Below are 12,841 nucleotides of genomic sequence, written 5' to 3'. Positions count from 1 at the left end.
CATAAAAAAACCGGCGTCGGCCATGGCCCCGCCGGTTTTTTTTATTATTTTTCTTCCTCCGCATGTTCAATCCGCTCCATGATCGACGGGTGGCTCCCTCTGAAAATTTTGACGAGAAACGGCGGGTTGACCCGGCTCAGTCCCGTATCGGCCAAGTCCTGAAACGTCTCAATCGCCGCTTCCCGGTTTCCGGTCAGCTCAATGCCGTAGCGGTCGGCGGCGTTTTCCTGATACCGGGAGACGGCATTCGTAATCGGATCAGAAGCAAAACTGAGAACGGATATGAGCAGCAATAACAGCGGGAGGGCGGCCAGATCTTCAGGCCCCTTTATATGAAGCATTCGGCCGAAGAATTTGGACAGCCGCTTATAAAGCTTGTCAATGATATAGAACCCGGCTAATGACAGCAGGAGATACCCGGCCAGTCCGATGTACACGTGCTTCATCACATAGTGCCCCATCTCATGCCCCATAATGAACAAAATTTCCCGATCCTTCAGTTTGTTAAGCGTCGTATCCCACAAAACGATTCGCTTATTCGAACCGATTCCCGTCACATACGCATTCAGCGCATTCGTTTTCTCCGACATATTTACTTCATAAACATGGCTGGCCGGAATATCGGCCTTGTCGGCAAGCGACAAGATTTTGCTTTCCAGCTCCTTGTCTTTCAGCGGATAGAAATCATTGTATAAAGGATCAATCACGACCGGCTGCAGGAAAAACAAAAACAGGGTAAACGGCACAGTAAGACACCAAGCGTAAAACCACCATTTTTTTGTATGCTTTGTGATCAGCCAGTAAAACACAAGAACACACACGGCAAACAGCGGAAAACTGATCCAGAAATCAATGACATGGTCTCTTATCCAGCTTGCTGCTGTCTGCGTCGAAATATGATACGCAAGCGAAACCCGATATCCGATCCATTCAAGCGGAAGCGAAGCCGCCGTAACGATGAGTGAAATCACAAATACGAAGCTTACGATTTGCAGCACCCGAAAGCGCACCGCTGCTTCCAGCCAATGCTTTATTTTCTTGGCAAGCCCCGTAATGAGCAGCAGAAAAAATAAAAACCAATCTAACGGCGCACCGATGAAAAATAAAAAATCCTTTACATTTGAAAAGTTTTCAGCGGCTTCCAGGCGGCCCGGGTCCATAAACGAGGACGGATCGGCTTTCGTTCCCTTTACGGCCTCCGGGACGGCGGAGTCGCCTGTCATAAAGAAATACCAATAGAAAAAAAGGCCGTACAGCACATAGGCAAGTCCCGCTGCCGCTATCCATTTGCGCATGGAAGTCTCCCTCCTTAGCCTTATGACTTACTCCTATTGTAAGCATAAATGCAAATAAATAGAACCAAGCCTCCGAAACGGATGTTAATCTTTTCACAACAGAAAAGAATGGAACAACAGGAAGCGGGAAAGACTAAAAAACGGAGTGATGAATATGAAAAAAATAATCGCGTTTATTGTAGTAATCGCCCTTTTGGTTATTGCTTTCTTCTATGTATACAGCCGGACCGGCGATGTGTTTCCATCAAGCAACGCAGATCTGATTATTCTGTCTGAGCACGGAAAAAAAGAAATCAAAATTAAAGACAGGCAGAATGTAAAAGATATGCTCGATATCTTGAACCAAGGAAAACAAGTCAAACTGACCAAAAGCGTATCTCCCGATTACGACGGAACGGTCAAATACCATGAAGACCGTTTTGATTCATTCAGCATGTGGCTCGAAGGCGGCAATTATATGCTGTACAAGTATAAAAACACGTATTACAAACTGACCCGGCATGATACGAAGCTTGTGCAAAGCATCATTAAGGAAGAATCGCAGAGCTGACCGGATCAGCATGTAAAAGCGAAGCCCCCGGCTTCGCTTTTCGTCCGTCATTTCGGAAGCATGTCCCGGACCGCCCGCCTCAGCAGCTTCCCGGTCGCGTTCTTCGGAATCTCATCAAGAAAAACCACTTCCGCCGGCCGTTTATATTTTGCCAAATGTGTTTCACAGTAATCAAAAACCGCCTGCTCTGTCAGCTCACCGTCCCCCGGCACTATATAAGCATGCACCGCTTCCCCCGTTTTGGCGTCAGGAACGCCGATGACCACGGCTTCTTTAATGCCCTCATGGCTGTAGAGCACTTCTTCTACTTCGCGCGGATAGACGTTGTATCCGCCGACGAGAATCATATCTTTTTTTCTGTCGACGATATAAAAATAACCGTCTTCATCGCGCTTCGCCAAATCACCCGTGTACAGCCAGCCGTCTTTCAGCGCGTGCTCCGTCTCCTCGGGCATCTTGTAATAGCCTTTCATCACATTCGGCCCTTTCACGATCAATTCTCCCACTTGATGGTCGGGCAATTCGCGTCCGAGCGTATCGACGACTTTATTTTCGACATGTAAAATATTCGTCCCGATCGAGCCGGGCTTTCTCCCCCGGTCAAACGGATTAAAACAAGTAACCGGAGACGCTTCAGAAAGTCCGTACCCCTCCAGAATGGTGACGTCAAAGGTTTGTTCAAACGTCTGCAACAGAGCGACCGGCATGGAGGCCCCGCCTGAAATGCACAGTCTGACGGACGCAAAATCCTCCGCCTTGCCGTGCTCGTATTGATACAGATAGTTATACATCGTCGGAACGCCGGCAAAAATGGTTGCCTGACGGCTTTTAATCAGTTTAAACACAGAAGCCGGGCTGAATTGCGGCTCGATTAAGACACACGCTCCGCTCATCAGAGGCGCATTCATACAAACGGTTAAACAAAAAACGTGAAACATCGGCAATGCCGCCACAATTTTGTCTTTCTCATTCATTCCTAAGTATCCGGCGACATCATTTGCATTGGAGAAAAGATTCTGATGGGTGAGCATGGCGCCTTTCGGTTTTCCGGTCGTCCCTGAGGTGTATAAAATGACGGCAGTATCATCTTTGGACAATGTCGGATAAGTTCTGCTGCGCTCCGCCGGGCGAAGCATTTTTGTAAACGTTGTCATTTTTAAGCGCAATTGAGGGTCTTCTGTCGATGGAGCGTTCTCTGCTGTCTGGCTGATAATGATATGCTCCAGCAGCGGCAGCGAGCCGTGCAGGCTTTCAAATACGGGAATTAAAAGGTCGATGCCGGCGATCGCTTTGACATCGCCGTTTTTCAGCATGTATGCGATTTCTGAAGGTGTATATGCCGGATTAACAGGTATGACGACAATTCCCGCTTTTAACGCGCCGAAAAACGCAATAACAAAATCAGGCGTATTTCCGAGCAGCAGCGCGAGATGATCCCCTTTTTTCAGTCCCCTGTCCTCCAAGCCGTTTGCAAATGCTTTGATTTTACCTGCCAGCTCCTCATACGTCATGTACTGATCTTGAAACAGACAAGCTGGTTTTTCCGGTTTCTGCGATGCCGTTTCTTCCAATTTGGAAACCAGATTCATTTTCCCACCCCTTTAAAAATTGTAATGAATGAATAGTCATTCATTTATCCGGAATAAACGTTCACTTTTATTATAGAAAAATATAGAAAAACACTCAAGGGCAAAAAGCCCCGAGTGCCGTAAAACCGGAAACTATAATTGTTTCAGCGCTTCACTGACCGGCGTGCCGCCCGCCGTCAGATCGAATGCTTTTTCATACGTATTCGGTTCATCAAGGGATGCGATAACGGTCTTGGCGACATCGTCTCTTGAAATGGAACCTCTTTCCAAATCGGCCGCGGCTTTGATATTTCCTGTGCCGGGATCATTTAATAACCCGCCCGGCCGGATAATCGTATACGTCAGACCGCTCGCTTCAAGAATTTTATCCGCATAATGCTTTGCGGCGTAATACGGCTTCAGCGCTTCATTCCAATTGCCGCGGTTATGAGCCTGAAGGGCGCTTACCATAATGAACCGCTTGATGCCTGCTATCTTTGCCGCTTCTATCGCTTTCGCGGCTCCGTCAAGATCAATCAAAAGCGTCTTATCGTATCCGGTGCTTCCTCCTGATCCGGCGGTAAACACAATCGCGTCACAGCCTTCGGCGGCTTTCGCGATGTCTTCCGGGCTTCCTTCCAAATCTGCAAGAACGGCTTCTGTTCCCGCGGCTTGAAGCGCTTCTTTCTGCTCTTGTTTCCGGACCATCGCCCGCAGCGTATGCGTGCCGTCTTTTTGAAACAGCCCGGTCAGCCGCTGTCCGATCTGTCCGTTTGCTCCGATGAGAAATACTTTCATCATGATCCCTCCCCATTCATTATGGTTCTATCATTTCACAAAAACGGGCGCTGATTCAAATCATGCGTTCGGCAAATGTTCTAATAAATCAGCTCGAGGAAATCTTCCAGCTCTATTTTGCCGAAATACTGTTTCAGATCGATTCCGGCCAGCGCCTCCTTGATAGCGGTTCGGTCATACTGTTTTCCGGTCAGCGCCTGTTCGACTTCACTCACATCTTTCGCACCGAAGAAATCACCGAAAATTGTGCAGTCCTGAATGATTCCTTTTTTCACTTCAAGACGCAGATCAATCGATCCGACCGGATAACGTTTCGAATGCTGAAGATTAAATGCGGGCGACCTTCCGAAATTCCAGTCCCAGTTTTGATAGCGCTCTTCGGAAATCTTCCGGATCGCTTTCCAGTCTTCATCGGTCAGTTTATATTCCGGCACTTCGGAAAGATCATTTGTATTAAAAATATGGTGAAGCAGGTGCTTTTTGAATTCATCCGCCGTCATTTTGTCATCAAGAAACTCGCTGATGTTGGCGACACGGCTTCTGATCGACTTAATGCCTTTTGATTCGATTTTGTCTTTTTTCACTTTCAAGGCTGACACAACATGATCAATGGCGGAATCCAGCATTAATGTTCCGTGGCTGAAAATACGCCCTTTCGTCGAAAATTGAGCGTTGCCGGAAATTTTTCTGCCGTCCGCGACGATGTCGTTTCGGCCGCTTAATTCAGCTTCCACACCGAGCTGGCGCAGCGCCTGAATAACGGGTTCGGTGAATTTTTTAAAATTGTGAAAGCTGTCGCCGTCATCCTTAGTGATAAAACTGAAATTCAGATTCCCGAGGTCATGGTAAACCGCACCGCCTCCTGACAGCCTGCGGACGACGATGATTCCGTTATGTTCTACGTATTTCGTATTGATTTCTTCTATTGTGTTTTGGTTCTTACCAATGATAATCGACGGCTGATTGACATAAAACAGCAGGTATGTCTGTTCAGGGTCGAGATGCTTCACGCAATATTCCTCGATCGCGAGGTTGATCCTCGGGTCGGTTATGTTTTGGTTGTCGATAAATAACATGGTGCTCCTCCTTTATTTCTCCCACTTCAATCCGGAAGCGGCGATTGTCACTTCGCCCCCGAACACGGATTCCGCTTCTTCTTTCAGCTTCCGGTGCTCGCCGAAATGAGGCAGATGCGTGAGAATCAGCTCCCCCGCTCCGGCCTCCTCCGCGATACGTCCGGCTTCCAAACTGTTCATATGGCCGGCTGACGTGCCGTCCTGGTCCGCGTAAAAATTGCACTCGCAGATCAGCAGATCGGCATTTTCCGCAAAAGGGATAAACGCGTCCTGGTAGCTTGAATCAGCCGTATACACAACAGAAGCGAAACCGTCAGTAATCCGCATCGCATAACAAGTGACCGGATGCACCGTTTTCAGGAAGGTAATGGTGAACGGACCTAGAGAAAGCGGGCGGTCCGGCTGATAGGCCACTCCTTTTGTATGCGTTTTATATGTAAGACGCTCAAACTGTTCTATATCAGCATCATGCCCGTAAATTGGCAGTGCATGCGTCCCTTTTCCGAGAAAGGAGCCGACCTGTTTGGCAAATTGAAGCGGCCCGATATCAGCGATATGATCATGGTGATAATGGGACAAAATGACGGCATCAAGCTCTTCTGCCGGAACATAGGCAAACAGCTTTGATAATACGGCGCTTCCGCAATCGACGAGCAGAGAATAGCCGCCGGACTGAAACAGATAGCCTGAAGTTGCTTCGTTTGCGGCCGGAAACCCGCCGCAGCACCCAATAACTGTAACTTTCATATGATCCTCCAATGTTTATGATAAAAAGATCCTTTCCTCCAATATACCTATTTTTCGTACAAATTGCATGTTTTAAACATTGTGTCAAAACAGCCGTTGATTTTCTCAAACTGTTATAATACAATGTAGAGACAAAACAATGAAAGAGGGATGGGTATGTTGGAAAAGATGTCGGATTTTTTCAGAAATTTACCCGGTAAGAAATGCGAAGAATGCGGAAATGAGATTGTTGAGCAGTATGAGTGTCACATTAATCTGTGCAATGACTGCTTGAAAATTAAGGATATGTGACAATAGGGCGCCGCACAATTCTAAGTTGTGCGGCGCCCGTTTTTTCGGCCGTCATCATACTTTCTGAATAGGGCGTTATTCACCATTATTAGCAATTATCTGTACGTTTTAAAAGATTCAGTATATTCAATCTATATTTTTCTATAGACGGATTGTTTTCTTTTCTATTATAATTTGTTCTAATAGCTATCTTTTTAGATACTTATTGCACTTTTTTCTTCGGGAGGTAATCTATGAAAAAATTACGCTTTGGACTAGCGACGCAAATTTTCGTCGGACTCATACTAGGGGTTGTAGTCGGTGTCATCTGGTACGGCAATCCCGCCATTCCAACATATTTACAGCCTATCGGCGATTTGTTTTTACGCTTAATCAAAATGATAGTGATTCCAATTGTCGTCTCCAGCTTAATCATCGGCGTTGCCGGCGCGGGAAGCGGAAAACAAGTCGGAAAATTAGGCTTCAAAACGATTTTGTATTTTGAGATCATTACCACTTTTGCCATTATTCTCGGGCTGGCTTTGGCGAATCTGTTTCATCCGGGAACAGGCGTTAATATACATGAAGCTCAAAAAACAGATATCAGTCAATATGTTGAAACAGAAAAAGAACAAAATAACAAATCTATCGCAGACACATTCCTGCATATCGTACCGACAAACTTCTTCCAATCATTAGCCGAAGGAGATCTGCTTGCCATCATCTGCTTTACCGTGCTGTTTGCACTCGGCATCTCGGCAATCGGTGAAAAAGGAAAGCCTGTCTTGGCCTTCTTTGAAGGTGTTTCTCATGCGATGTTCCATGTTGTGAACCTCGTCATGAAAGTTGCGCCGTTTGGTGTTTTTGCGTTGATTGGTGTTACCGTTTCCAAATTTGGGCTCAGTTCCCTGCTTTCACTCGGTAAACTGGTCGGTTTAGTATATGTAGCTTTGGCTTTCTTTCTCATTGTTGTATTCGGAATCGTCGGAAAGCTTGCCGGAGTAAACATTTTCAAATTCCTCGCCTATATGAAGGATGAAATTTTATTAGCGTTCAGTACGTCAAGCTCCGAAACCGTACTCCCCCGCGTTATGGAAAAAATGGAGAAAATCGGCTGTCCGAAAGGTATTGTTTCCTTTGTTGTGCCGATCGGATATACCTTTAACTTAGACGGATCTGTGCTGTACCAATCTATCGCCGCTTTATTCCTCGCTCAGGTATACCACATTGACTTGTCCATTTGGCAGCAGATTACCCTTGTGCTTGTCTTGATGGTCACTTCCAAAGGAATGGCTGCCGTGCCCGGGACTTCTTTCGTCGTCCTGCTTGCGACATTAGGCGCATTCAACATTCCTGCAGAAGGCCTTGCATTCATCGCCGGTGTTGACCGGATTATGGACATGGCCCGTACGGTCGTCAATCTGACCGGAAACGCGCTGGCATCCGTTGTGATGTCAAAATGGGAAGGCCAGTATGATCCCGTTAAAGGCGCGAAGGTCATGAGCCTCGCCAAAACAGAACAAAACACAACCATCTCAGGTTAAAATGAAAACCCTGCACGGAATGATTTCCGCGCAGGGTTTTTTATGCCATCGGCGATAAAACGTACCGGTGCAAAAGCTTCGCCGTATTAAGAAGCGATAATTCATGCGTGCGTTCAAAAGCGTGTGAAGCGTCAATTCCCGGGCCGATCAGCCCATGGACGATGTCATGGCCCGAACGGATGGCTGCTGAGGCATCAGAACCGTAATACGGATAAATATCAAGCTGATAATCAATGCCATAGCGCTCCGCAAGCCCGGCCAGATGTTTTCTGAGCTGATAATGGTACGGGCCGCTCGCATCCTTCACGCAAATGGAGACGGTATATTCATCCGTAGACTGGCCGTCGCCGATCGCTCCCATATCAACAGCCAAGTATTCGACGGTCTCAGGAGGAATGTTGGAATTGCCTCCGTAGCCGATTTCTTCATTATTAGAAATCAGAAAATGCGTCGTATACGGAAGTTCGATTTTCTCTTCCGTGATGCGGCGGATTAAATCCAAGAGCAGAGCCACGCTCGCTTTGTCATCAAGATGCCGGGACTTAATAAAGCCGCTCGGCGTAATCTGCACGCGCGGGTCAAATGAGATGAAATCGCCGACCCTGATGCCGAGATCGGACGTCTCTTCCTTCGTCCGGACAGGCTCATCAAGGCGGACTTCCATATTCTCCTGATTCCGCTCTGCCTTGCCGGCGTCCTTGTAGACGTGCACTGAAGTCTGATGCATTAAGATGGTGCCTGTATAGGTTTTGCCGGAAGAAGTTTGGATCTCGCAATATTCCCCTTCAATCGAGTGATATCGGAAGCCGCCGATCAAGTCAATCTTCAGCCGGCCGTCCGCCTTTATCTCCTTTACCATCGCGCCGAGCGTATCGACATGCGCCGTCAGCAATCTGTGTTTCTTGTCATCACGGCCGGGAATTGTGACAAAAAGACCGCCTTTGCGGTTTCTGTAAGAGGAGACGCCCCATTCTTTTAAAAGACTTTCTGTATAGGCGATAACCTCGTATGTATTGCCCGTCGGACTCGGAATCGACACCAATTCTTTAATCAGTTCCATCGTATGTTTCATATTTGCCACAGGTCATTCCTCCTATCCATTTTATTCTTCTTAAAATATACTCTTTTGATCCATAACCCGTCCAATCTTTTCCTTCTCTTTTTTCATAGAATGAAGGGAGCATGAGCATAGGAGGGAAATGTATGATCAGCCGTAAACCGCACAAGCGGAAAAGGTTTCATAATGATTGGTTTGAGGATTGGTTTGAGGATGATTGGTCTGGTGCAGCCTTCTGGGGCTGTAAAAAAGAAAAAGATCACTGTAAAAAGAAAAAAGAAGACCCTTGTAAAAAGAAGAAAGAAAAAAAGAAGAAAGATAAAAAGAAGCATCATCATTCATGCCGCCGCTGCTGCCGTCATTGGTAATCGTTCACACAAGCCCGTTTTACAAATAGATATCTCATGCTCCCCAAACAGCGGATGCTGCTTGGGTTTTTTTATTAAAATTAGTACCAAGTAATAATATCAGGTGTTATAATCTGATATAAAGGAGTGATTTTTCATGTCAAAATCTAAAATTACAGCAATCGGTACATATGCTCCGGCACGCCGATTAACAAACGCGGATTTGGAGCGCATCGTCGATACATCTGATGAATGGATCGTCCAGCGCACCGGTATGAAGGAAAGACGCATTGCCGGCGAACATGAATTCACATCGGATTTGTGTGTGGAAGCGGTGAAAAACCTTGCAGAACGATACAGCGGAACTCTTGATGATGTCGATATGATCCTTGTCGCCACAACGACGGCGGACTATGCGTTTCCAAGCACCGCGGCACGCGTGCAGGCTTACTTCGGCTGGCCGCACACGGGGGCGCTTGATATTAACGCCACATGCGCCGGACTCACTTACGGCCTTCAGCTCGCAGACGCATTAATTACCGCCGGTTCCCATCAAAAAGTGATTGTCATTGCCGGTGAAACATTATCAAAGGTAACGGATTATACTGACCGGACGACCTGCGTTCTTTTCGGAGACGCTGCTGGCGCCCTATTGGTGGAACGCGATGAATCAGCGCCGGGCTTTTTGGCAGCCGTGCAAGGAACAGCGGGAGGAAGCGCGGACGTGCTGTATCGCACGGGACTGAGCACAGAATTAAACGGCGAGCCGCTTAAAGGCGGAGGAAACATGGTGCAAAACGGGCGCGAAGTATATAAATGGGCGGCCAGAACCGTGCCTGAGGAATGCAATGCCCTTTTAGAAAAAGCCGGCTTTTCAAAAGACGATCTGGATTGGTTCGTTCCTCACAGCGCCAACATGCGGATGATCGAATCCATCTGCGAAAAACTGCCCTTCCCGCTTGAACGGACGTTGACAAGCGTTGAATATTACGGCAACACTTCATCGGTTTCTATTATTCTCGCATTGGATGAAGCTGTGAAAGCAAAAAAACTGTCGGAAGGCCAGACGCTGGTATTATTCGGGTTCGGCGGCGGATTGACGTATACCGGACTGTTGGTGAGATGGGGATTTTAATAGTACGACGATCGAAATCTAAAAAAAAGAGGCCCTGAGCATCTGCTCAGAGCCTCTTTTTCTTATGCTGTTATTTCTTCTTCCGTTTTGTGTTCTTTTTTGCTTTGCACCGTAAAATACACGATGGTCAGCGCGATCATGACAACGGCGATGCCCAACAGAATGGATGCCTGCTGCCACATATAGCCGTAATCGCCATTTGAAATGACGGCGCGGAACCCGTTGATGCTGTAAGTCATCGGCAGTGCCCCGTGAATCACTTGATAGAATCCCGGCAGGAGTTCAAGCGGGAAGGTTCCTCCGCTTGCCCCGAGCTGGAGCACCAGAATGATGACAGCGATAAAGCGTCCCGGATTCCCCATCGTTGTCGCCAATAATTGAATCATGGACAGGAACGCGATGCTGGTAATCATCGTAAAGAGATAGAATCTCCACGTGCTTTCCACATCAAGCCCGATTCCTTTTAACAGAACCGTGGCAACAATAACGGATTGAATCAGTCCGACAAGAAGAATAACACTGAATTTGCTGAGGAACCATTCAAAACCGTTTCTCGGACGCCCTGAAGCTTCACTCAGAGGGAATACGACCGTCAGCATCAATCCGCCGACATACAAGCCCATAGAGAGAATATAAGGCGTCAGTCCGGTACCGTAGTTAGGCACGGAATGAATCGCGTTATCGTCCGTTTTTACCGGATCGGCAAACATGCTGTACGTTTTGTCATCTGTCTTAATGTCCCCGGTTTGATCAGCCGCATCTTTCAGCTGGCTGGACAATTGTCCGGTGCCGTCTAAAAGCTTGCTTAAACCGGTGCCGAGAGACGCTTGACCCTGCTCAATTTTGGACGAGCCGTCATGGATTTTGTTTTGCGCGTCCAGCAGTTTCGTTAAGCCGCCTGACACTTGGCCGCTCCCTGACACTAACGCTTCTGATCCTGATTTGAGCTGTCCGAACTTGCTGTTGTATTCGCCGATGCCGGCCGTCAGTTTGTTTTGGCTTTCAAAAACAGTCTGCGCTCCGCTGTATAATTTATCAGTTCCCGCTGTCAGCTGGTTAATCGCGTCTTGTACCGCCGCTGCGCCGTTATACAGTTTCGATGTGGACTGAGGCAGTGCTTTCAGCTGATCAGCCTTCGCTTTTACATCTTTGAGCGCGCTTTTTATGACTGACATATCCGGAAGCTGAATATCTCCGCCGGACGGAAGCTGGCTGACGATATTGTCTAAATTCGGAAGGTCAGCCTTCGGAAGCTTCTCATTCAGAAGCTGAACAAGTTTCGCTTTTTGCTCATCCGTTAAGAAATCACTGTCCTTAATCACCTTTTTGACCGCATCATCCCGGGCATCCAGGCTGTTTTTCAGATCAGAAAGCTTCTTCTTAAACTGCTGCAGGTCCTTTTCAGTCTGTTCGAGCTGCCCAACCGCGTTTTCAATGTCTGACAGGTTGACTGAATTGATCGCATCTTCAAATGCCGCCGCTTTTTGCGACACTTCCTGCGCCTTGCTGTTTAACGCGCTTAATCCATTCGTTAAATCCGGAAGCTTTTGCTGGAGCTGCTTTTGTGCGTCAAGGCTTGTTTTCAGCCCGCTGGCCACTTGGTCTCCTCCTGAAGCAATCTGTCCTGATTTATCTTGAATTTCGGCGCTTGCGCTTTGAAGTTTTGCGATAGAGCTGTCAAGCGTTTGAATTCCGCTTGTCACTTTCGCCGCGCCGTCTGCAAGCTGCTGTGTTTTATCGCCGATGGTGGCGGTGCTTTCAGTAAGCTTCGCTAAATTTTCCTTCAGCTTGGCGCTGCCGTCTTTCGCGTTTTTCGTGCCGTCGTCTATTTTCTTGGCTCCGCTGCTGGCTTTGCCGAGCCCTTTGGCAATATCTTTAAAGTTATCAAAAATGACTTTTGCGTATTGCTCTGTCACTTCTTTCGACACGGAGGCTTTCAGTTTGTCGATCGCCTTTTCCCCGATTGTCGCGCCGACATAGTTTGATCCGGCATTCGTATGATATTTCAGATCCAGCTTCTTCGGATTTTTATCCATTACCGTGCTGGCGTTTTTAGAAAAATCTTCAGGAATCTCGACCAATAAATAATATTTAGCATTTAATAAGTCCTTTAACGATTGATCAAGATCGCTTGAAAAATGCCAATCAAAATTATCATTTTTCTTTAACTCTTTCACAAGGTCGTCACCGATCTGAAGATGTTTCCCTTCGTAGTCCGCCCCTTTATCCTGGTTGACAACGACAACCGGCAGCTGATCCACCGTGCCGTACGGGTCCCAGTACGCCTTCAAAAACACTCCGCTGTAAATCAGCGGAACGAATAATATGGCAATGATGGGGATTAACAGTTTCTTGTTCGTTACAATGTCTTTCCACTGGCTTTTTATTGTATTCAACCCTGTTGCCTCCTTCCGCAAACTGACTCATTTGACAAAACGGTCACGGCACCTAAAA

At 47.2% G+C, this 12,841-nt stretch carries 12 protein-coding genes; 5 read left to right on the top strand and 7 right to left on the bottom strand.

Annotation, left to right across the window (positions count from 1 at the left end):
- Window positions 1–44: 44 nt before the first annotated feature.
- Complete coding sequence (locus tag NYE62_RS05230) at window positions 45–1,295, bottom strand: M48 family metallopeptidase (RefSeq protein ID WP_053104193.1); 1,251 nt, start codon at window positions 1,293–1,295, stop codon at window positions 45–47.
- A 154-nt stretch (window positions 1,296–1,449) separates the two neighbouring features.
- On the opposite strand from NYE62_RS05230, the gene NYE62_RS05225 reads away from it, so the two are divergent.
- Window positions 1,450–1,845 carry a hypothetical protein gene (locus NYE62_RS05225; protein WP_012117225.1) on the top strand — a complete coding sequence of 132 codons (396 nt, stop codon included), beginning with the start codon at window positions 1,450–1,452 and terminating at the stop codon, window positions 1,843–1,845.
- A 47-nt stretch (window positions 1,846–1,892) separates the two neighbouring features.
- Here the strand turns inward: NYE62_RS05225 and NYE62_RS05220 are convergent, their stop codons facing one another.
- From NYE62_RS05220 to NYE62_RS05205, 4 genes are all read right to left on the bottom strand, one after another.
- A complete protein-coding gene (locus tag NYE62_RS05220) occupies window positions 1,893–3,434 on the bottom strand; it encodes a fatty acid--CoA ligase family protein (protein ID WP_007409202.1) in 1,542 nt (513 codons plus the stop codon).
- Window positions 3,435–3,566: 132 nt separating this feature from the next.
- Window positions 3,567–4,211 (bottom strand): SDR family oxidoreductase, encoded by a 645-nt coding sequence (locus NYE62_RS05215; RefSeq protein ID WP_007409203.1) that lies wholly within the window; start codon window positions 4,209–4,211, stop codon window positions 3,567–3,569.
- Between the two features lie 80 nt (window positions 4,212–4,291).
- Window positions 4,292–5,287, bottom strand: a complete 996-nt coding sequence (lplJ, locus tag NYE62_RS05210; RefSeq protein ID WP_342497277.1) for a lipoate--protein ligase LplJ — start codon at window positions 5,285–5,287, stop codon at window positions 4,292–4,294.
- A gap of 12 nt (window positions 5,288–5,299) precedes the next feature.
- A complete protein-coding gene (locus NYE62_RS05205) occupies window positions 5,300–6,034 on the bottom strand; it encodes an MBL fold metallo-hydrolase (protein WP_144664061.1) in 735 nt (244 codons plus the stop codon).
- Window positions 6,035–6,190: 156 nt separating this feature from the next.
- On the opposite strand from NYE62_RS05205, the gene yhfH reads away from it, so the two are divergent.
- Both yhfH and NYE62_RS05195 read left to right on the top strand, forming a co-directional pair.
- Window positions 6,191–6,325: a protein YhfH gene (yhfH, locus tag NYE62_RS05200; RefSeq protein ID WP_003155209.1), complete on the top strand. Its 135-nt coding sequence runs from the start codon at window positions 6,191–6,193 to the stop codon at window positions 6,323–6,325.
- 233 nt (window positions 6,326–6,558) lie between these two features.
- Window positions 6,559–7,848 (top strand): cation:dicarboxylase symporter family transporter, encoded by a 1,290-nt coding sequence (locus tag NYE62_RS05195; protein ID WP_003155211.1) that lies wholly within the window; start codon window positions 6,559–6,561, stop codon window positions 7,846–7,848.
- Window positions 7,849–7,888: 40 nt separating this feature from the next.
- Here the strand turns inward: NYE62_RS05195 and NYE62_RS05190 are convergent, their stop codons facing one another.
- Window positions 7,889–8,929, bottom strand: a complete 1,041-nt coding sequence (locus NYE62_RS05190; protein WP_342497276.1) for a M42 family metallopeptidase — start codon at window positions 8,927–8,929, stop codon at window positions 7,889–7,891.
- Between the two features lie 122 nt (window positions 8,930–9,051).
- On the opposite strand from NYE62_RS05190, the gene NYE62_RS05185 reads away from it, so the two are divergent.
- Together NYE62_RS05185 and fabHB are read left to right on the top strand one after the other, a co-directional pair.
- Window positions 9,052–9,273 carry a hypothetical protein gene (locus NYE62_RS05185; RefSeq protein ID WP_007409207.1) on the top strand — a complete coding sequence of 74 codons (222 nt, stop codon included), beginning with the start codon at window positions 9,052–9,054 and terminating at the stop codon, window positions 9,271–9,273.
- A gap of 136 nt (window positions 9,274–9,409) precedes the next feature.
- On the top strand, window positions 9,410–10,387 hold the full coding sequence (gene fabHB, locus NYE62_RS05180) for a beta-ketoacyl-ACP synthase III FabHB (RefSeq protein ID WP_007409208.1): 978 nt from the start codon (window positions 9,410–9,412) through the stop codon (window positions 10,385–10,387).
- A 62-nt stretch (window positions 10,388–10,449) separates the two neighbouring features.
- On the opposite strand, the gene NYE62_RS05175 is transcribed toward fabHB, so the two are convergent.
- Window positions 10,450–12,783 carry a YhgE/Pip domain-containing protein gene (locus NYE62_RS05175; RefSeq protein WP_342497275.1) on the bottom strand — a complete coding sequence of 778 codons (2,334 nt, stop codon included), beginning with the start codon at window positions 12,781–12,783 and terminating at the stop codon, window positions 10,450–10,452.
- Window positions 12,784–12,841: the final 58 nt, after the last annotated feature.

The sequence above is a fragment of the Bacillus sp. FSL K6-2861 genome (assembly GCF_038630725.1).
Taxonomy (GTDB): Bacteria; Bacillota; Bacilli; order Bacillales; family Bacillaceae; genus Bacillus; species Bacillus velezensis.
The sequence above is the reverse complement of the archived record's forward strand: the minus strand, read 5'-3'. Positions and strand labels throughout refer to the sequence as shown.